Below are 19742 nucleotides of genomic sequence, written 5' to 3' on the forward strand. Positions count from 1 at the left end.
ACAGGCGGCGTGGGCGGCAGGATGCCCTGCCCCGGCAGGAGACGCCCACGCCGCCCGGGACGTCACCCCTGGCCAGCCGCACGCCTGGTCAGGGCTGTGGCTGGCGTAGACTGGCGGCTATCCAGCGCTGGTCAGCGGGGGTTTGGCATCGGCGTGGTGGCTGAGCGCCGGGATCGGCCGACCGCTCCAGTCGACGTCGGCGGGCCGCGACTTCGGGTACGCAGACGGGGGAAGTGACATGGCCGTGCATGGTCCGGCGATGACGGACGTCGCCCGTCTGGCCGGTGTCTCCCACCAGACGGTGTCGCGGGTGCTGAACGGGCACCCCAACGTCCGTGAGCAGACCCGGCTGCGGGTGCGGGCGGCGATCGAGGAACTGGGCTATCGACCCAACGGTGCTGCGCGTGCATTGGTGACCGGCCGATCGCAGGTGATCGGCGTGGTCGCGCAGAACACGACGTTGTACGGGCCGGCGTCGTTGCTGGCCGCGCTGGAGCAGACCGCCGCGGAGGAGGGTTTCGCGGTGAGTGTGGGCAGCGTGCGGGACCTGGACCACCGTTCCATCTCGGACGCGGTCGAGCGGCACCTGTCGCACCGGGTAGCCGGCATCGTCGTCATCGCGCCGGTGGAGTCGGCCGGTGAGGCGCTGGAACGCCTGCCCAAGGACGTCCCGCTGGTGACCGTCGACGGTGACCCCCGCCGTCCGGTGCCGTTGGTGACGGTCGACCAGGTGGCGGGTGCCCGGGCGGCGACCCAGCATCTGCTCGACGCCGGGCACCGCACGGTCTGGCACGTGTCGGGGCCGTCCGACTGGTTCGACAGCGTTGGGCGTATCGAAGGCTGGCGGGAGGCGCTGCTGGCCGCGGGGGTCGACCCGCCACCGTTGATGCAGGGGGACTGGTCCGCGGCCTCGGGTTACCGGTCCGGGCAGCTGCTGGCGCGGATGCCGGAGGTCACCGCGATCTTCACCGCCAACGATCATCTCGCGCTCGGCGTGCTGCGGGCGTTGCACGAGTTCGGTCGACGGGTGCCGGACGAGATCAGCGTGGTCGGCTTCGACGACGTGCCGGAGGCGGCGTACTTCATTCCGCCGCTGACCACCGTCCGGCCGGACTTCGGCGCCGTTGCGCGGGCGAGCATCCAGCTGTTGCTGGCCCAGATCGAATCGGGCACCGGAGGGGCGCTGCGGCAGACCATCGCACCGACCCTGGTCGCCCGCGACAGCGTCGCCCCACCCCCGGCCCGCTGACACTGTCTGGTCGCTGGCGGCCGGCTGGCAGCGCCCAGGCCCATGCCACCTCCGATTCAGACCGGCCGAGCGCGGCTTGTTGCCGCTTGATCGTCTCGTTTTCCTTGATGTCGGGGTGTCCAGGCATCGGGGATGCCCCGGTATCAGTGATGACGAGTCGATCACCGGCGGAACCTCAGGCGGAGGTCCTCAGGGGCGGCTGTCTGGCCGGTCGCTGTCTGGTCGCTGGCCGGCCGACCTCACACCTGCTTCCTGTCGACCTGCTCCAGATGTGGGGCAGGGAGGTGCCTGGACCGGGCCGCGGTCGGATCGGTCCGCCGTCGGTCCGCCGCAGCGGCTCCATGCCGCTTGATCGACTCGGTTTCGTTGATGTCGGGGCGTCCGGGCGTCGGGGAGGCCCCGACATCAACGAAGACGAGTCGATCACCGGCCGCTCTCGGGCGCAGATTCGCAGGGTCGCTGTCAGGGCGGTCGGCAAGTCCGCGCCGGCCAGCTGAGGCCGCGCCGGCCAGCTGAGGCCGCGCTGGCCAGCTGAGGTCGCGCCGGCCAGTCGCGGGCCGCGTCGGCCAGTCGCGGGCCGCGTCGGCGAGGCCGAAGCCGCGCAGGCCGGCTTGCCGGGTGGCCGCCGTTACGAGACCGTGACGCCGGCATTTCGGATTAAGTGTTGACGTGGTCTATGTGAGCGCTAACACTACCCGGGAAGATGACAGGTGGCCCCGGCGGTCGGCTGGGGAGTCCAGAGAGGAGAGGCCCGTGGGCAGGAAGTTCCTGGTTGCTCTCGGCGGCGCGGTGCTGGCGCTGAGCCTGGCGGCGTGCAGTGGCGAGGGTGCTGGCAGCGGCGGTGACACCAGCGCGAAGAAACCCGGCGACCTGACCATCGGCGTCTCGATGCCGACGCAGACCTCCGAGCGGTGGATCGCCGACGGCAACGCGGTGAAGCAGAAGCTGGAGGCCAAGGGCTACAAGGTCGACCTCCAGTACGCGGGCGACGACATCCCCACCCAGTCGCAGCAGGTCGACCAGATGATCACCCAGGGTGCGGACGTTCTGGTCATCGCGGCGATCGACGGCACGGCGCTCAGCGGCCAGTTGCAGGCCGCCGCCGACGCGAAGATCCCGGTGATCGCGTACGACCGGCTGATCCGCGGCAGCAAGAACGTCGACTTCTACGTCAGCTTCGACAACTACAAGGTGGGCGTCGCCCAGGCCACCGGGCTGCTGGTCGGCCTCGGCCTGCAGAACAAGGACGGCTCGAAGGGTACGGCGAAGGGTCCGTTCAACGTCGAGCTGTTCGCCGGGTCGTTGGACGACAACAACACCCAGTACTTCTTCGGCGGCGCGATGGACACGCTGAAGCCGTTCATCGACGCCGGCACGCTGAAGGTGAAGTCGCGACAGACCACCATCGAGCAGGTGGCCATCCTGCGGTGGCAGCAGGAGACCGCGCAGAAGCGGATGGAGGACCTGCTCACCTCCAGCTACAACGACGGCGCGCGGGTCGACGGGGTCCTGTCGCCGTACGACGGCATCTCCCGGGGCATCATCACCGCCCTGCAGAACGCCGGCTACGGCAAGGCGGGTAAGAAGCTCCCGGCGGTGACGGGTCAGGACGCCGAGATCGCCTCGATCAAGCTGATCAACGACGGCGTGCAGACCTGCACGGTCTTCAAGGACACCCGGCTGCTGGCCGAGCAGGCCGTGAACGCCGCCGAGGCGTTCCTGCAGGACAAGCAGCCGCAGGCCAACGACACGCAGACGTACAACAACGGCGTGAAGGTCGTGCCGTCGTACCTGCTGCCGATCGTGACCGTCTACAAGGACGACATCAAGACGGCGCTGATCGACTCGGGCTACTGGACGGCGGAAGAGGTCGCCGCCGGTCAGGCCAAGAAGTAATCTGCCTGCCGGGCTCGGCGTTCACCGCCGGGCCCGGCATCATGGCGTACCGCGTCCCGATCCGACTGAGGACAGTGACCATGGACGACACCATCCTCGAGATGCGTCGCATCACGAAGACCTTCCCCGGGGTGACCGCGCTGGAGGACGTCACCCTCGCGGTGCGCCGGGGCGAGATCCACGCCATCTGCGGCGAGAACGGCGCCGGCAAGTCCACGCTGATGAAGGTGCTCTCCGGGGTGCACCCGTCCGGCTCGTACGACGGCGAGATCCTGTTCGACGGCAAACCGATGCAGTTTCGCGGTATCCGGGACAGCGAGGCCAACGGCATCGTCATCATCCATCAGGAACTCGCCCTGGTGCCGTACCTGTCGATCGCCGAGAACCTCTTCCTCGGCAACGAGCGCCGCGGCCGCAGTGGGCTCATCGACTGGAACCGGGCCAACGCCGACGCGGCGGAGCTGCTGGCGTCCGTCGGGTTGCACGAGAATCCGGTCACTCCCGTCATCCAGCTCGGGGTGGGCAAGCAGCAGCTGGTGGAGATCGCCAAGGCGCTGTCGAAAAAGGTGCGCCTGCTCATCCTGGACGAGCCGACCGCCGCCCTCAACGACGTCGACTCGGCTCACCTGCTCGACCTGTTGCGGCAGCTCAAGGAGCAGGGAATCACCTGCATCATGATCTCGCACAAGCTCAACGAGATCACCGCGATCGCCGACTCCACCACGGTCATCCGGGACGGGCGCGCGGTGGAGACCCTCGACATGAGGGCCGACGACGTGACCCAGCAGCGGATCATCCGGGGCATGGTCGGGCGCGACCTGGACAGCTTCTATCCGGACCGGGTGTCGTCCCCCGGCGAGGAGGTGCTCCGGATCGAGGACTGGACGGTACGGCACCCGACCCAGGACCGGCTGGTCGTCGAGGGCGTCGGCCTGTCCGTGCGGGCCGGTGAGGTCGTCGGTATCGCGGGGCTGATGGGGGCCGGGCGCACCGAGCTGGCGATGAGCGTGTTCGGCCGGTCCTACGGCCGCGACATCAGTGGTCGGCTGTTCGTGCACGGGCGGGAGGCGAAGGCCCGTACGGTCGCGGAGGCGATCGACAACGGCATCGCCTACGTCACGGAGGACCGCAAGCGGTTCGGCCTGAACCTCATCGACGACGTCCGCCGCAACGTCTCCGCCGCCGCGTTGGCCAGGCTGGCCCGGCTGGGCTGGGTGAACGGCAACGAGGAGATCAAGGTCGCCGAGGCGAGCCGGCGGGAGATGAACATCAAGGCGCCCAGCGTCATGGCGGTGGTCGGCAAGCTCTCCGGCGGCAACCAGCAGAAGGTCGTCCTGTCGAAGTGGCTTTTCACCGACCCCGACGTGCTGATCCTGGACGAGCCCACCCGCGGGATCGACGTCGGGGCCAAGTACGAGATCTACACGATCATCAACCGGCTCGTGGGCGAGGGCAAGGCGGTGATCATCATCTCCTCCGAGCTGCCGGAGCTGCTCGGGATGTGTGACCGCATCTACACCCTCGCCGCCGGCCGGATCACCGGTGAGAAGCCGGTCGGCGAGGCGACCCAGGAGAGCCTCATGGAGCTGATGACCAAGGACAAGGAGCTCGTCGGATGACCAGCATCAAGACCCCCTCGACGGAGCGCCCGACGCCCCCGGACAGCGCGCCGGCCGCCGCCCTGCACACCGGGACGAGCGACCTTCGGGCCCTGGTGCTGAACAACCTGCGGCAGAGCGGGATCTACGTCGCCCTGGTCGTCATCGTCGCGCTCTTCGCGATCCTGACCGACGGGGTGTCGCTGAGCCCCGGCAACATCACCAACATCGTCCTGCAGTACTCGTACATCCTGGTGCTCGCGATCGGGATGGTCATCCTGATCATCGGTGGGCACATCGACCTGTCGGTGGGTTCGGTGGTCGCGCTGACCGGAGCGGTCTCCGCGGTCCTGGTGATCCAGCAGGGCTACCCGTGGTGGGTCGGCATCCTGGCCGCGCTCGTCGTCGGCGTCGCGGTGGGCGCCTGGCACGGCTTCTGGGTGGCGTACGCCGGGATCCCGGCGTTCATCGTGACCCTGGCCGGGATGCTGCTGTTCCGGGGTCTCACCCTGCGGGTGCTCGACAACATCTCGCTGTCGCCGTTCCCGGCCGAGTACCAGCGCGTCGCGGCGGGATTCCTCAACGGACTGTTCGGCGGGCAGGGCTTCGACGCCTTCACGCTGCTGATCGGAGCCGTCGCCGTGGCCGGGTACGCGGTGAGCGGTTTCCGCACCCGCGTCGCGCGCATCCGCTACCAGCAGCCCGTCGAGTCGTTCCCGCTGTTCGTCGCCCGGGTCGCCGCGGTCGGCGCGGTCATCATGTACTTCGCCTGGCAGTTGGCGCACGCCCGCGGCCTCCCGATCGTGCTGATCGTGCTGGCGGTCCTCGTCCTGGTCTACGGCCTGCTGACCCGGCGTACCGTGTTCGGTCGTCAGGTCTACGCGATCGGCGGCAACCTCTCGGCCGCGGCGCTGTCCGGGGTGAAGGTCCGCACCGTCAACTTCTGGATGTTCGTCAACATGGGCTTCCTGGCGGCGGTGGCCGGCGTCATCTACTCCTCGCGGTCCAACGGCGCCCAGCCCGCCGCCGGCAACATGTTCGAGCTGGACGCGATCGCTGCGGCGTTCATCGGTGGCGCGGCGGTCACCGGCGGCGTGGGCACCGTGGTGGGCGCGATGGTCGGTGGTCTGATCATGGCGGTGATGAGCAACGGCATGCAGCTGATGGGCGTCGACCAGTCGACACAGTCGGTGGTGAAGGGGCTCGTTCTGCTGGTGGCCGTGGCCTTCGACGTCTATAACAAGCGACGCGCCGCCGGAACCCGCTGACGCCGCGTCGCCCGGCCTGGCCCCTGACCACCGCCGGCGATCCCGCTGCGCCGCGAGCAGCGCAGCGGGGTCGACGGATCAGTGGCAGTTGCCGGTGCCGCTGTCGTTGTAGGTCTGCCCGGCGACCGGCACGAACTGCCAGTCGTAGCTGCCGGCGTGCAGGGTGAACTTCAGTACCCCGAACGCCGAGCTGTTGCGGGCCTCGCTGTTGGGCTGGATGGTGCCGAAGCTGTAGTGGTCCGCACCGCCCATCCCGGCGACGAAGCTGCGCATGCCCCGGCTGGCGTCGTAGCCACCGGCCGGGTTCATCGGGCCGAACCGTTCGTACACGTGGTTGTGCCCCCAGACGACCACGTCGGCGTTGTAGTCGTAGAGCGCCTGGTACAGCGGCCGCGTCGACGTCGACGGCGCGTGGTTCGAGCTCGACGTGAACAGCGGGTGGTGCCAGTAGGCCAGCGTGCACGGCTTGCTGCTGGCCGCGAGGTCGGCCCGTAGCCACTGCTCCTGGGTGGAGCCCGCCGACATGCTGATGTTCGAGTTCAGCGACACGACGTGCCAGTTGCCGAGGTCGTAGGAGTAGTAGCCGCGCCCGCTGGGGCCGGCCTGCGTACCGAAGTAGTTGTAGTAGGGGGTGGCTCCCGAGGTGTTGTAGTCGTGGTTGCCCGGCGCCGGGCGGGTGCGCGCCTTGTGCCGGCCCCAGGTGGGGGCGTAGTAGCTGTTGAACTCGGCGGCGGTGCCGTTGCTGTAGACGTTGTCGCCGGTGGTGAAGACCGTTCCGGGAATGTTGTCGAGCAGGGCAGCGGTGGCGGTGTCGCCCGAGCCGGAGTTGGCGATGTCACCGGCGCCGACCAGGACCGGGTCGCCGGAGGGTGGCGGCGTGGTCCCGGTCGTGACCACCAACTGCGGTGCGTCGGCTCCGCTCTCCCGCGAGTCGTAGTAGACGCCGTCACCGCTGGCGGAGGTCACCCCGAAGCTGTACGTGCCGTTGCCGGTGACCGCCGCCCGGACGTCCAGCTCGTACCAGGTGTCGCCGCTGACCGCCCCGATCGAGCCGAGCGTGGCCCCGTCGATGGCCGGCTGGTTGTTCCAGGTGGTGCCGGTCTCCGACCAGCTCGTGTTGGACATCCTCCGGAACGTGCCACCGGCGTCGCTGCCGCTGTTGCCGCTGATCGTGCGCAGCCGCAGCTTCGCGGTGGTCACCGTGCCGCTGACGCCGCTCACGGTGAAGCGCAGGAACGACCGTCGGACGGGGGAGTTGTCGGCCACGATCTGCGTGGACGTGCCGTAGTTGGTGGACGCCGTGTCGCTCTGGACGTAGGTGTCGGCGACCGGCGCGTACGTCACGGTCGCCGCCGACGCCGCACCTGCGCCGGTCACGACGACCGCGGCGGTGGCGGCGACCAGCACCGCGATCGCCCCCAGCGCCACCGGTGGGCGGGGAAATCGAATGTCCATCCAGGACCCCTTCTCTGCGTGTGTCGAGCGCAAGGAACGTAGGAAGGTCGCCGGACCGGCGGACTACGGCCAGATGAACAGTACGCTCAAACAGCGAAACATTTCGATGTTGGTGACGTGTTCACCCGACGCTCGTCTGCTCGCTCCCGACGGCTCCTTGTAACCCCTCCGATTAGTTCGCAGGATGGCTGACCGTCAGGCCGCCGATTCGAGGAGATGCTCGTGTACCTGTCGACCGTCTCCCGACCGGGCGCCGACCCGCCCCCCTCCGACCCGCCCGCCTCCGGACGGCCCCGCCGCCGGCTGGCCCTGGTCGGCGGCAACGTCGTGGCCCTGGGCACGGTCAGCCTGATCACCGACGTCTCCGCCGAGATGGTGACCGCCGTCCTGCCGCTCTACCTGGTGCTGGGTCTGCAACTCAGCCCACTGGCCTTCGGCGTGCTCGACGGCGTCCACACCGGAGCGAGCGCGCTGCTGCGAGTCGTCGGTGGCTTCGCCGCCGATCGTTTCCGTCGGCACAAGCTGGTGGCCGGCGTCGGCTACGCGCTCTCGGCGGCCGCCAAGCTCGGCCTGCTGTTCGCCGGCCGGTCCGTGCCGGCCATCGGCGCCGTCATCGCCGTCGACCGGCTCGGCAAGGGCATCCGCAGCGCACCGCGCGACGCGCTCATCACGCTCTCCACACCACCCGAGGCGCTGGGCCGGGCGTTCGGTGTGCACCGGGCGATGGACAGTGTCGGCGCGTTCCTCAGGCCGCTGGCCGCGTTCGCGGTGCTGCTGGCCGTCGGGCAGTCGTACGACGCGGTCTTCGTCACCAGCTTCTGCGTCGCCGTGCTGGCCGTCGTCGTGCTCGTGCTCTTCGTCCGGGAGCGTCCGCACGGCGAGCCGACGGACGGCCCGGACGACCCAAAGGTCTCCGTACGCGAGGCGCTCGGTCTGCTGCGCAGCCGCCCCGCCCGCCGCCTGCTGCTGGCGGCGGCACTGCTCGGGCTGGCCACGATCGGCGACGGCTTCGTCTATCTGCTGCTCCAGCGCCGCGAGGACCTCGGCCTGCGGTGGTTTCCGCTGCTCGCGGTGGGGACCAGCCTGGCGTACCTGGTTCTCGCCGCCCCACTCGGTGTGCTCGCCGACCGGATCGGCCGGCTGCCGGTGGTGGTGGGCGGCTACGCGACCCTCGGCGTGACGTACCTGCTGCTGGCCGGCCCGGTCCACGGCTGGCCGGTGCTCGTGCTGACCCTGGCGCTGTACGGCACGTTCTACGCGGCCACTGACGGCGTGCTCATCGCGCTCGCCGGCCCGGTGCTGCCACCACGGCTGCGGACCACCGGCATCGCGCTCGTGCAGACCGGGCAGGCGTTGGCGTACCTCGTCTCCTCGGTCCTGTTCGGTCTCACCTGGCATGCGTGGGGACCGGAGACCGCGATCCGGCTCGCGGCCCTGGCCGTCGGCGGTGTCCTCGTCGTCAAGGTGCTCCTGCTGGCCACCCCGTCCCGCCTGCTCACCCGGAAGGTGCCCCGATGACGTTGTCGACCCGAACGAAACTCGGTGTGGTGGCCGTCTCGACGGTGTTGCTGGGCACCGTGGCGGTCGGATACACCGCCACGGCCGCGCGACGGGACCGGACCCCACCACCCGCCGCCGGCGCGGATCAGGCGGTCACCCTGACGCCCGGGCCGCGCCTGCTCGCGATCACCGACCGGCACGTCTCGTCGGTCGCCGTGGCCGACCCCGCCGGGCCGCGCACCGTGACCAACCTGGAGTGCCTTCGGGTGTACGCGGCGGCCGGCACCGGCGTCTGCCTGAAGCCGGAGACGCCGTGGACGTACCAGGTCGTCGTGCTCGACGCCGCGCTGCGACCGACGCGGTCCGTTCCCGTGCCCGGCCTGCCGAACCGGGCCCGGGTCTCGTCCTCCGGCCGGATGGTCTCCTGGACGACATTCGTCGGCGGTGACTCCTACACCAGCAGCGGGTTCTACACGCGCACGGGCATCCTCGACACCACCACCGGCGCCACGGTGATGTCACTGGAGGAGTTCGCGGTCACCCGGGACGGCCGCGATTACCGCAATCCCGACGTCAACTTCTGGGGCGTCACCTTCACCGCCGACGACAACCGCTTCTACGCGACCATGTCCACCGACGGAAAGCGGTACCTGGTCCGAGGCGACGTCGCCGCCCGCACCCTCGAGACGATGAAGGAGAACGTCGAGTGCCCGTCGCTGTCGCAAGACGGCACGCGGATCGCCTTCAAGGAGGCCGTCGACGCCGACCCGGCGAAGGGCTGGCGGCTGTCGGTCCTCGACCTGTCGACCATGCGGGTGACCGCGACGGCGGAGACGGCCAGCGTCGACGACCAAGCGGCCTGGCTGGACGGCGTCACGCTGGCCTACACGCTGCGCCAGAGCGACGGCCGTCCCGACGTCTGGACCGTCCCGGCCGACGGGTCCGGTGCGCCGACACTGATGCTGCCCGGCGCCGAGTCCCCGTCCCCGGTCACCTGATGGCGAGCGCGGCCGGCGGAGCTGGCTCCACAAACCGGTGGCGGAGCCGAACGGCCGGCATCATGATCAGCGTATGCTCGCCGACCTGTGGCCCCAGTACGGCCTGATCATCTCGACGTCACGACTCGAACTGCGCCTGCCCCGGGACGAGGAGTTGGCGGCGTTGGCCCAGCTTGCCGGCGACGGCGTGCACCGAGCGGATGAGCGTCCGTTCCTGACCCCGTGGACCGACGGCAGCCCGGAGGATCGGGCGCGGTCCGTGTTGCAGGGACACTGGGACCAGCTCGCGGGGTGGAGCGCGGCACGGTGGCGGCTCGGGCTCGGAGTGTTCCACCACGGGCGCCCGCTCGGCGTGGTCACCCTGCGAGCGAACGACTTCGCGGTCGTCCGGGAGGTCACGACATCGGCCTGGCTGGGACTCGACCACCAGGGCAGGGGCTACGGGACCGAGGCCCGCGTGGGTCTGCTCACGCTGGCCTTCGACCACCTGGGCGCGCGGGCCGCCCGCACCGAAGTGTTCCAGGACAACCACGCCTCCCAGGGCGTGTCCCGCAAGCTCGGCTACGAGCACGACGGCATCTCCGTCGACGCTCGTGGCGACGAGGCCCTGGTCTCTGACCGGCTGAGGCTCACCAGGCAGACGTGGACGCGGCAGCAGCGGCCCGCGGTGCGCGTCGACGGGGTGGCGGCCTGCCGGCCGATGTTCGGCCTCTAACGCCGGCTCGTCAACCGGCGGCGGGGCCGCGCTCGCCGCTCGTCACCTCGCCGTTGCGGGAGGTCGACGGGTTCACGGTGGCGCGCAGGGTGATCGACTCGCCGGTGTGGTCGACCTCGAAGAGCGTCCCGGCCGGGAAGGTCGCCAACGTCTCCGGCGGAAGCTGGATAGTGCCGTCCCCGGCCACCACGGCGAAGTCCCGACCGTCCCGTCCCTCCGCGCCCACCCGGCCGTCGCGGATGGTGACGGCTCGACCCAGCTGGGCACCGACGTCACCGTCGTGGGTCACCACGACCACCGTCGTCCCCCGCTCGGAGTTGATGGTGGCCAGCGCGGCGAGCACCTCGTCGCGACCGGCCCCGTCGAGCTGACTGGTCGGCTCGTCGACCAGGAGCAGGCCGGGCCCGGCGGCGAGCCCCTGTGCCAGTGCGGCCCGCTGACGCTGCCCCGGGGTCAGGTCCCTCAAGCGGCGCGCGCCGGCGCCGGCGAGACCGACGAGCTCCAGGATCGCCTCCGGCGGATCCAGCCGGCGCCCGGCGAGCCGCGCCGCCGGCCGCTGGGCCAACCAGATGTTGCGCGACAGCGACACGTACGGCAGCAGGTTGCGTTCGGCGCCCTGCAACACCGTCCCGACCGTGGGCCCGCGGAGGGCGGCCAGACCGGTCGGGGACAGCCGGGACAGGTCGTGCTCGCCCACGTACGCCCGGCCGGCGCTGGGCCGCATGAGCCCGCCGAGAATGGAGACCAGGGTGGACTTGCCCGAGCCGGACGGCCCGACCAGCGCCAGCATCTCGCCGGCGGAGATGGACAGGTCCACGCCGGAGAGCGCGACCACGTCGCCGGTCCCGGTGGAGTAGATGTGGATCAGCCGGTGGCAGGTGACGGGGACGCCCTCGGAGGGCGGTGCGGCGGTCATCGGCCGGTCCGGCGGCGGACCGAGGCGGCGACGAACCGGCCGAGCACCGCCGCGGTGAGGGCGAAGAGAACGACCGTGGGCACCACGAACAACAGCAGTCGGCCAACGTCCGGCCAGTCGGGCAACGGGACCGGCGACCGGCCGTCACCGAACAGGCGCTGCCCACTCCGCATGAGGATCCAGATCACGAGGGTGGCGAGGCCGCCCGCCACGGTGGCGACCGCGACCGGCCATCCGTAGCCGCCGCGGACGGCGCGTGGGGGCAGCCCCTGCCGCCGGAGCGCCACCAGCATGGCGACCCGGTTGCGCTGTTCGGCGGCTGCCGCCGCGATGAGACCGGCCGCCCCGATCAGGACCCCGGCCAACGCGGCGAACAGGTTGAAGCGCAACGCCAACGCCGGCCCCTGCCGGTCGAAGCCCTGCCGCATACTGGCGGTCGTCCGGTCGTATTGGATGACCAGACCCTGTGCCCGCAGCCGGTCGACGATGTCGGCGGGCGCGGTCGGCGCCAACCAGACCTCCTTGACACCGGTCTGGCCGGCGACGGAGAGCCGGTCGGCGTACTCCAGGTCGACGATCATGCCGGATCCCCCGAGTCGGGGCAGTCGGTCCGCCAGGCCCTCAACCGTCGCCTGCGTCGGCGACCCGTCGATCCCCTCGTACGGGTATCCCCGTTGCAGGGATGCCGCCTTGGACCGGGTCAACCAACCGGGTAACGGGAACGGCGAATCGATGACGGCGATGCCGGCCGGCGTGGACCGACGGTTCTCGGCCACATCGAAGACCAGAGCGGCATCCCGGCCACTCGTGGCGGTCAGGAAGGTGTCCGTCGGGTCGGATTGCCGCCACCGTCGCAGGTCGGCCAACTCCGCTCCGGTCAGCCGCTCCGCGTCGCTGTCGCCGGTGCGCAACTCCTCGAAGCGGATCTTCAGCGGCCGGGAGACGACCGGGGCGACGATCTCCATGTTGACCAACCGGCATTCCTGCGCGCACTCGGGCACCTGCACGCGGTATTCGCGAAGGTCGGGACTGATGTCCTTGTGGGCGGTGATCCGGCGGGTGCCGGTCCTGCTGGCGACCGAGACGAAGAGGCGGACACGGTTCCCGCCGAAGGCGTCCTCGTCGTAGCTGGCGGAGAGGACCACGGTGAGTTCACGCCCCCGCAGCAGGAACGGTGCTCCCGGCGCCTCGGGGCGGATCTTTCGTGCGACGTCCGCCAGGGCCACGCCGTACGACGAGTGCGGCGCGGCCACCGTCGCCAGCCGGTCCGAGTCCACGGCGAGCACCGGCGTGCCGACCCCGGTGGCTGCCTCCTTCACCACCGCGGCCATCGCGAAGCGACCCTCGGGGTCGACGGCTCGGACGGACTCCAGCAGGTGCCGGTGCGACAGCGCGTCGACGCCGACCACGCGGGGTGCCCCGACCTCGACGGTCGCCCGATCCGTGTAGGCGGCCGACGCGACCTCGCTCGTCGCGGCGGTGAAGGCGAGCATCGCGACGACCACGGTGAGCAGCGCGATCAGTGGTCGGAATCGTGGTTGGCGGGTCACCTGAACGAGAGCGAGGCCAGCGGTTGTCCGGCCCCGTGCCAGCAGCGCCGCCCCCACCGCCGCCCCGGCGATCATGGCGACCCGCGCCAGCAGGAGGCCCGCGGCGAGCGCGCCGGCCACCGGAGCCAACAGGGCCAACCCCGAGGGCGACCCGCCGGAGCGCAACTGCACCAGGGCGGCCACCGCGATGGACACCGCCACGATGTCGCCGACGGTCGCCCGCCACCCCCGCATCCGCGCTGGCACCCGGCGCAGCAGGTCGACGACCGGTGCGGACAGGGTCCGCGCCTGGGCCAGCAGCACCGCGGTGAGCGCCCCGGCGGCGCCGACGGCGGCGTAGCCGATCACGGTCGTGTCCACCATGACGTCGGCACGGGCGGGCAGGGTGTGCGCGGCGAGCAGTCTGGCGGCGGCGAGGCCACCCAGGCAGCCCAGGGGGATCGCGACCAGCACGGGTACGGCGTGCTCGCCGATCGCCAGTGCCCACAGCCGTCGGCGCTGCACCCCGCGGAGCAGGAGCAGGCCCTGTTCCGGTCGGCGCTCGTCGGCCGCCGAGCTGACCGCCACGAAGAGCACCAGCCAGCAGAGCAGGACGAGCAGGCCGGCACCCAGTGTCACGCCCGCGGCCAGCTGCCCACGTTGGAGGGTGACGCGATCGAGCAGGCTCGGCAGCGAGGTGCCGGCACCGAAACCCTCGCGGCTTCCGTCGCGCGTCACCGCCGCGGCGGTGTCCCGCAGGTCCTGCCCCGACCGGGTCGACACCGCCTGCTCGGTCACGTACAGGTCAGCAATCGATCGGTACAGGATGGCGTCGTCGTCGGCCAAGGGCGAGGACTCGGAGGTGAAGATGGCGTCAGGTGCGCTGCCCACGGCCGACGGGGGCGCCGAACCCGGTGCGGGTGGCCGGAGATATTCGCCGCCGAGCCAGAACGGGTCGGTCGCGTCCAGCGGCCGGTAGACGCCGGCCACCCGCACCGGCACCGCGCCGAACGTGAACTGGCCGCCGGTGGCGACACCCAGATGCGCTGCGGTATTCGTGCTGACCAGCACCTCGGGCAGCTGCCCCTTGGAGGTGGACCGGGGGCAGGCGCCGACAATCACGACCCGTTCGCACACCCCCGCTCGGTAGATCAGGTTCGAGGTCACGCGCCCGGCTGGGCCGGCGGCGACGCCGCCGCTCTGCGCGCCGAGGACGACCACGAACCCGGCCGGCGCGAGTCGCTCGACCTTGGCGGCGAACACACTCCCGGTCGGGTCGCCCGGCATCCCCGGGTACTCCGTGGGGTCGGTGAGCCGCAGCCGCAGTTCGTTCGGGTCGGCGGTGGAGAACTCGTTGCTGGCGAGGGCCCGCCCGGCGGCGGCCACGTAGCCGGGTGCGGCCGCGGCGGCGGCACTGGCGAGCACCGCGAGCAGGAGCACCGCCAGGGCTTGCGCCCGGCGGGCCGCGAGCGCGCCCCCGATGACGGCCAACATGGACGGTGACGCTACCGACGAGCCGGCCCGCGCACCGCCCCGCGTACGCGGATCGATACGGACCGGTTACCTACCGCAAGCTACCTCAATCGCGCACGATCTCCGCTCGCCCGTCGACGAGGTGCAGCTCCGCCGCGCAGGCGGCGGCGACCTCCGCGTCGTGGGTGGCGAACACGACGGCCGCGCCCCGCCGGGCCTCGTCGTGCAACAGATCCAGCACCCGTTGCCGGTTGCCCGCGTCCAGCTCACTGGTCACCTCGTCGGCCAGCAGCACACCGCCGCCCAGGGCCAGGCCGCGGGCGATGGCCGTACGCTGCTGCTGGCCGCCCGACAGCTCCTCGACCAGCTGGTCGGCCTGCCCGGCGAGGCCCAGCTGAGCCAGCGCCGTGGCGGTCTGCCGGCGCGCCTCGGGCGGTGCCACGCCGCCGGCGACGAGAGTCACCTGCACGTTCTCCGCGGCGGTCAGGATCGGGGCCAGCCCGTTGTCCTGGGGGATGAGGACGATCCGGTGGTCCACCGCGTGATCACGGTCGCGGAGCGGCTGCCCGTCAACGGTCACCGCCCCGTCGCGCGGCCGCAGCAGCCCCGCCATGGCGTTGAGCAGGGTGGTCTTGCCCGCGCCCGACGAGCCGGTCAACGCCAGCACCCGACCCGGCCGGACCGTCACCGAGACGTCCGTGAGGACGGGTGGCGCGTCGCCGTACCCGAGCGTCATCCTTTGGATGGTCAACATCTGCAACCGCCCCTCCCCGAGGATTCGCACAGTGCCATGGCGAGCGGGGGCGGCACAATCCGTCGATTCGTCGCGCCGCCGTCGAGAACGTCGTCACTGAACCGGCGCGGTGAACCTCTCGTACAGGACGAGGATGGTGAGGAAGACGGTGAGCAGCCCGAGGGCGGCCAGTGCGGGCAGGACCCCGGCGACCGGCACCAGCAGCAGTGTCACGCCGATGGCGACGAACTGGCTCGGCGAGGTGCGGACGGTCAGCCGGAGGAACAGGAACCGGCCGATCAGGTAGACCGCGGCGCCGCCGTACAACACGATGGCTCACCGCCCCGTCCTCGTGCTGCCACGCGTCGGGGATCACCAGTGTGGCCACGAAGATGGCGGCCATCGCCACGATCATCCCGGCCCGCACCAGGCCGACGTCGGCGCGGACCTGGTTGCTCAGCCAGGTGTAGCAGCTCCAGGCGTACCAGAACCAGGTCGAAGAAGATCTCGAAGGTGGTCGCCCGGTGTGACTCCTCCAGGAGCACCGGTCGGGTCCGAAGGACGCGGCTCATCAGCTCATCCTCGCTCAGGCACCCGTCGTCGAGCCGAAGATCAGGTCGAGGTGGGCATCCAGCGCCACCAAGGCCTGCTCGGCGGTGTACTGCCCGCCCAGCAGATAGATGCCCAGCCCTTCCATCAGCGCCAGCAGGCCGGCCGCGGCGGCGTCGGCGTTCCGAAGGGGCAGCAGGCCGGCGATGAACCCGGTCAGCTGCCCGGTGTCCTCGCGCAGGCTGGACGCGGCTGCCGGCCGCACCGCGGTGTAGGCGAGGAACGCCAGCGCCACCCGGCCGTCGTCGCGGGTCCGCTCGTCGAGTGGCAGCAGGGCGGCGATCATCGTGCGGAGCAGCAGCCGAGGGGCTGGGTCCGGGCCCAGCCGGTCCATCGCCTCGGTGACCCGGATCTGGCTGCGCTCGCGGACCACGGCCAGCGCGAACGCCATCATCTCGTCCTTGGTGCGGAAGTAGTGCTGAACCATGCCGGCGGACACGCCGGCCTCGGCAGCCACGTGACGGAGGCTGACGGCCTCCAGGCCCTGATCCGCGGCGACCCGCATCAGCGCGTCAGCGATGAGGGTGCGTCGCTCCTGGTGATCGACCTTCTTGGGCATGACCTCGATCATCTCAGAGTGGATGGCGCGGACACGCCGCCGACGGGCGGCGGCTACCGGCTGACGGCGCCGGTCGCGGGGGTGCCGCGAGCGCTGCGCAGGAGGCCGTCCGGATCGTCGGCGTACAGCCGCAGCTCGTCCATCGGCTCGGTCCGACCCTTGGGCAGGTCGAAGGTCGTCGGTCGGCGCAGCAGAACGTCGATGCTGGTCTGAGCGCCGACCGAGATGTTCAGGACCCGTCGTTCGCCCTCCTGCTCGACCTGCACCGACCTGCTGGAGGGCAGCGAGCGGTGACGCTTGCGCAGGGCCTCGATGTCCGTCCACGGGATCCAGATGTCGATTCCCGAACTCAGCCGCACCCGCAGGCCCCGGTCACCGACGAGGTGTGGGTGGATCCGCATGCTCGCGTAGAGACCGGCCATCCAGAGCAGACCCCAGATGCCGAGGCCGAGCACGATCCAGCGGGCCGGCCGCCACGGCACCACGTGGGTGACGATGAGGTCGAAGACCGGAATCTCGACGATCGACAGGGCGATGAAGATGCCGAGGATCGGCTTGACCACGCCGAGGTAGCCGAACGGATCGTCGCCCTGGGCCAGCGGCAGCGGCTTACGCCGTGCCCACACGTAGAGGCTGCGCCACATGGCGCCCTCCGTCGCTGCGGCCCGGCGGAGCAGTGGAGCCACCCTCGCCCTGGTCGGGGCCTTCATGTCGGTCATTCCTCGTCCTCGCTCGTGGGCTGGCGGTCAGTGGACGGTGACGGTTCCGGCGCCGCCGTCGACGGTGACGAGTTGGCCGGTGGAGATGGTCCGGGTGGCGTCAGACACGCAGATGACGGCGGGGATGCCGTACTCCCGGGCCACGGTGGGGCCGTGCGCCATGATCGCGCCGGTCTCGGTGACCAGCGCCGAGGCGGTGAGGAACAACGGCGTCCAGCCGGGGTCGGTGGTCGCGGCGACCAGGACCTCGCCGGGCTCGATGTGGGCGGTTGCCGGGTCGTGGACGACCCGGGCGGAGCCGGTCACCCGGCCCGCCGACGCCCCCACACCGGTGAGGGTGCCGTCGCGGGCGGGTTCCGAGGGCAGGATGGTCTCGACGTCGGTGCCGTCGGACAGCAGGGCCACCGGTACCGACCTGCGGCGCAACTCCCGGTGGTGCACCGCCCGGCGGGAGGTGACCGTGGCCCGGTGATCGGTGCTGCGGTGGACCGCAGCCTCCGCCTCGTCCAGGGTCAGGAACATGATGTCGTCGGGCTGCTCCAGCAGACCGGCGGCGGTGAGGTCGGCGCCGATGAGCAGCAGTTGCCGGCGGTTCTCCCGCAACGGGTACAGCCCGGCGAACTTGCCGGCCTCCCGCAGGCCGGCCAACGACCGGGCCCGGCGTAGCAGGAACCCGGCGATGGTGCCGCGTACCGGCCGGCGACGGCGGGCCCGCGCGGCCAGTTCGTCCAGCGCGGTCTCGGCTGCCGCGGCGGCCCGTTGGAAGCGTTGATCGGGCCCCTGCTGCGGGTCGGTGACCCGCAGGTAGTTGGCGATCGCCGCGAAGACCGGTGCCGGATCCTCCGCCCAGCGCGGCACGCCGAGGTCGACCTCAGCGACGCCGCGATGACCGTAGGCGTCCAGGAACGCGGCCATTCCGATGTCGGGCAGCGTGCCGCGCAGATAACGCGCGGCCAACTCGTCCGGCGGGGTGTCGAGCAGGAGTTGGCGGTGCTCGTCCGCGTCCCGGGCGAGTCGCCAGAGCGCCAGGTCCATCTCGATGGTGACGTTGTGCGGCATCCCGCCCAGCACGGTGTGGATCTCGTCCGGGCGGGCGACGCCCTTGAGCAACGAGGCCGGCAACGCGGCGGCGAGCATGCCCGTCACGATGGGCCACATGATGTCGTCCGCACTGTTCTCGCCGTCCTGCGCGCGAAGGAAGCGCAGCCGGTCGGTGGAGGTCCGCAGGTCGTCGGGCGCCGCCGACCGCACTTCCATCCGCTCGACCGCCTGGAACATCCGGATCCGCGCCGCGTCGGGACGGGCCAGCGCGCGCAGGATTCCCACCACCGCACGGCCGGCCGTGCGCAGGGACGCCCCGGCCGCCGCGCCGCGCTCGGTGCTGCCCGTGGTCGGCGCGAACCGCGGATCCGCCAGGACGTGCTCCATCACCGCCTGTGCCCGCGGGCCGAAGTCGACCGCCATGAGCTTGACCAGCCGCTTGCGGGACGACCTGCTCCGGGCCAGCTCGGTCAGGTCACCGTAGAGGCGACCGCCGATGTCGACGATCTCGACCCGGACGCCGAGCGCGGCGAGCATCGCCGCGATCTGTGACCGCAGCGTGGACATGCCCATCGGTGTGACCGGTTGCAGCATGCCCTGAACGTGACCGAACTCCAGATAGACCCGGGGGAGGGGCTTGCCGGTCTCCGGAGGGAGGAGAAACAAGCTGGTGATCGGCCGGGACTGTAGCAACCACAGCAGGCCGTCCCCGTCGATGGCCCATTCCACGTCCTGCGGGGAGCCGAAGTGACCCTGCAGCCGCGCACCCGTGGTCCGCAGCTCCGCCAGGTGCGCCGATGTCAGGCATCCCGTGTCGTCCCGGGTGACGCCGTCGAGGACGTAGTGGTCCACGGTCGTCGCACCTTCCACCACGGTGGTGCCGAGCCCCGGCGCCGCGTCGACCGCCATCTCGTCGCGGCGGCCGGTCAGTGGGTTCGCGGTGAACAGCACTCCCGCCACCACAGGGGTGATCATGTGTTGCACGACGACGGCCATCCGCACCGCCTGATGATCGATGGCACGGGCGTCGCGGTAGGCCGTCGCGCGGGCGGTGTGCAGCGAATCCCAGCACTTCCTGATCGCGGCGATCAGCTCGGTGGCGCCCGTGACGTTCAGGACCGTGTCCTGCTGCCCGGCGAAACTCGCGTCGGGCAGGTCCTCCGCCGTGGCGCTGGAGCGCACCGCCACGGGGCCCGCGCCGAGTCGCTGGTACGCGGCGAGGATCTCGGCCTGCGGGATGACACCGAGCCGGTGAGACTCGGCGGTGACGCAGAACCCCTCGGGGACCCGTTCGCCCAGCCGGATCAGCTCGCCCAGCCCGGCCGCCTTGCCACCCACCAGGTCGACCATGTCGGCGGTTGCCTCGGACAGCGCGATCACGTGCATCTGGGCCCCTTTTCGATGCAATGCAACTGCATTGCATCCCACCGTACCCGGTTCGCGATACGACTGCAATGTCACGTCGGGCGGCGGCCGGACGGCAG

Annotated in this window: 15 protein-coding genes and 1 pseudogene; 7 read left to right on the forward strand and 9 right to left on the reverse strand. The window is 71.1% G+C overall.

What is annotated here, in order from left to right; genetic code table 11:
• Window positions 1-259: 259 nt before the first annotated feature.
• From ACFYPS_RS24065 to mmsB, 4 genes are all read left to right on the forward strand, one after another.
• Complete coding sequence (locus ACFYPS_RS24065) at window positions 260-1249, forward strand: LacI family DNA-binding transcriptional regulator (RefSeq protein WP_354966065.1); 990 nt, start codon at window positions 260-262, stop codon at window positions 1247-1249.
• 753 nt (window positions 1250-2002) lie between these two features.
• Window positions 2003-3145, forward strand: a complete 1143-nt coding sequence (gene chvE, locus ACFYPS_RS24070; protein WP_354966064.1) for a multiple monosaccharide ABC transporter substrate-binding protein — start codon at window positions 2003-2005, stop codon at window positions 3143-3145.
• Between the two features lie 80 nt (window positions 3146-3225).
• A complete protein-coding gene (mmsA, locus tag ACFYPS_RS24075) occupies window positions 3226-4764 on the forward strand; it encodes a multiple monosaccharide ABC transporter ATP-binding protein (protein ID WP_354966063.1) in 1539 nt (512 codons plus the stop codon).
• Window positions 4761-6011 carry a multiple monosaccharide ABC transporter permease gene (gene mmsB / locus ACFYPS_RS24080; RefSeq protein ID WP_354966062.1) on the forward strand — a complete coding sequence of 417 codons (1251 nt, stop codon included), beginning with the start codon at window positions 4761-4763 and terminating at the stop codon, window positions 6009-6011. The genes mmsA and mmsB overlap by 4 nt, the downstream gene beginning before the upstream one ends.
• A gap of 78 nt (window positions 6012-6089) precedes the next feature.
• Here the strand turns inward: mmsB and ACFYPS_RS24085 are convergent, their stop codons facing one another.
• Window positions 6090-7466, reverse strand: a complete 1377-nt coding sequence (locus tag ACFYPS_RS24085; protein ID WP_354966061.1) for a DNRLRE domain-containing protein — start codon at window positions 7464-7466, stop codon at window positions 6090-6092.
• 222 nt (window positions 7467-7688) lie between these two features.
• Between ACFYPS_RS24085 and ACFYPS_RS24090 the strand changes: the two genes are divergently transcribed.
• From ACFYPS_RS24090 to ACFYPS_RS24100, 3 genes are all read left to right on the forward strand, one after another.
• Window positions 7689-8984, forward strand: a complete 1296-nt coding sequence (locus tag ACFYPS_RS24090; RefSeq protein WP_354966060.1) for an MFS transporter — start codon at window positions 7689-7691, stop codon at window positions 8982-8984.
• On the forward strand, window positions 8981-9964 hold the full coding sequence (locus ACFYPS_RS24095) for a hypothetical protein (protein WP_354966059.1): 984 nt from the start codon (window positions 8981-8983) through the stop codon (window positions 9962-9964). The genes ACFYPS_RS24090 and ACFYPS_RS24095 overlap by 4 nt, the downstream gene beginning before the upstream one ends.
• Before the next feature lie 73 nt (window positions 9965-10037).
• Window positions 10038-10679, forward strand: a complete 642-nt coding sequence (locus ACFYPS_RS24100; RefSeq protein WP_354966058.1) for a GNAT family N-acetyltransferase — start codon at window positions 10038-10040, stop codon at window positions 10677-10679.
• Window positions 10680-10689: 10 nt separating this feature from the next.
• Here ACFYPS_RS24100 and ACFYPS_RS24105 read toward each other — a convergent pair whose 3' ends face one another.
• The 8 genes and pseudogenes from ACFYPS_RS24105 to ACFYPS_RS24140 form a co-directional block, all read right to left on the reverse strand.
• Complete coding sequence (locus ACFYPS_RS24105) at window positions 10690-11595, reverse strand: ATP-binding cassette domain-containing protein (RefSeq protein WP_354966057.1); 906 nt, start codon at window positions 11593-11595, stop codon at window positions 10690-10692.
• Window positions 11592-14618 (reverse strand): FtsX-like permease family protein, encoded by a 3027-nt coding sequence (locus tag ACFYPS_RS24110; RefSeq protein ID WP_354966056.1) that lies wholly within the window; start codon window positions 14616-14618, stop codon window positions 11592-11594. The genes ACFYPS_RS24105 and ACFYPS_RS24110 overlap by 4 nt, the downstream gene beginning before the upstream one ends.
• Window positions 14619-14703: 85 nt before the next feature.
• Window positions 14704-15333 (reverse strand): ATP-binding cassette domain-containing protein, encoded by a 630-nt coding sequence (locus tag ACFYPS_RS24115; RefSeq protein ID WP_387327069.1) that lies wholly within the window; start codon window positions 15331-15333, stop codon window positions 14704-14706.
• 111 nt (window positions 15334-15444) lie between these two features.
• A complete protein-coding gene (locus ACFYPS_RS24120; RefSeq protein ID WP_387327072.1) occupies window positions 15445-15660 on the reverse strand; it encodes a hypothetical protein in 216 nt (71 codons plus the stop codon).
• A 76-nt stretch (window positions 15661-15736) separates the two neighbouring features.
• A pseudogene (locus ACFYPS_RS24125) lies at window positions 15737-15790 on the reverse strand (hypothetical protein); the annotation flags it as partial.
• Window positions 15791-15916: 126 nt separating this feature from the next.
• Window positions 15917-16498 carry a TetR family transcriptional regulator C-terminal domain-containing protein gene (locus tag ACFYPS_RS24130; protein WP_354966054.1) on the reverse strand — a complete coding sequence of 194 codons (582 nt, stop codon included), beginning with the start codon at window positions 16496-16498 and terminating at the stop codon, window positions 15917-15919.
• A gap of 53 nt (window positions 16499-16551) precedes the next feature.
• Window positions 16552-17217: a hypothetical protein gene (locus tag ACFYPS_RS24135; RefSeq protein ID WP_354966053.1), complete on the reverse strand. Its 666-nt coding sequence runs from the start codon at window positions 17215-17217 to the stop codon at window positions 16552-16554.
• A gap of 27 nt (window positions 17218-17244) precedes the next feature.
• Window positions 17245-19644: a PEP/pyruvate-binding domain-containing protein gene (locus ACFYPS_RS24140; RefSeq protein WP_354966052.1), complete on the reverse strand. Its 2400-nt coding sequence runs from the start codon at window positions 19642-19644 to the stop codon at window positions 17245-17247.
• Window positions 19645-19742 lie beyond the last annotated feature (98 nt).

Origin of the sequence: Micromonospora sp. NPDC005087 (genome assembly GCF_042872965.1) — a bacterium.
GTDB lineage: Bacteria > Actinomycetota > Actinomycetes > Mycobacteriales > Micromonosporaceae > Micromonospora.

Coding starts and splice junctions, on each gene's coding strand:
- ACFYPS_RS24110 (WP_354966056.1), bottom strand. CDS start 14,618: ATGTTGGCCGTCATCGGGGGCGCGCTCGCGGCCCGCCGGGCGCAAGCC.
- ACFYPS_RS24085 (WP_354966061.1), bottom strand. CDS start 7,466: ATGGACATTCGATTTCCCCGCCCACCGGTGGCGCTGGGGGCGATCGCG.
- ACFYPS_RS24140 (WP_354966052.1), bottom strand. CDS start 19,644: ATGCACGTGATCGCGCTGTCCGAGGCAACCGCCGACATGGTCGACCTG.
- ACFYPS_RS24135 (WP_354966053.1), bottom strand. CDS start 17,217: ATGACCGACATGAAGGCCCCGACCAGGGCGAGGGTGGCTCCACTGCTC.
- ACFYPS_RS24115 (WP_387327069.1), bottom strand. CDS start 15,333: ATGACGCTCGGGTACGGCGACGCGCCACCCGTCCTCACGGACGTCTCG.
- ACFYPS_RS24105 (WP_354966057.1), bottom strand. CDS start 11,595: ATGACCGCCGCACCGCCCTCCGAGGGCGTCCCCGTCACCTGCCACCGG.
- ACFYPS_RS24095 (WP_354966059.1), top strand. CDS start 8,981: ATGACGTTGTCGACCCGAACGAAACTCGGTGTGGTGGCCGTCTCGACG.
- ACFYPS_RS24130 (WP_354966054.1), bottom strand. CDS start 16,498: ATGCCCAAGAAGGTCGATCACCAGGAGCGACGCACCCTCATCGCTGAC.
- mmsB (WP_354966062.1), top strand. CDS start 4,761: ATGACCAGCATCAAGACCCCCTCGACGGAGCGCCCGACGCCCCCGGAC.
- ACFYPS_RS24065 (WP_354966065.1), top strand. CDS start 260: ATGACGGACGTCGCCCGTCTGGCCGGTGTCTCCCACCAGACGGTGTCG.
- ACFYPS_RS24100 (WP_354966058.1), top strand. CDS start 10,038: ATGCTCGCCGACCTGTGGCCCCAGTACGGCCTGATCATCTCGACGTCA.
- mmsA (WP_354966063.1), top strand. CDS start 3,226: ATGGACGACACCATCCTCGAGATGCGTCGCATCACGAAGACCTTCCCC.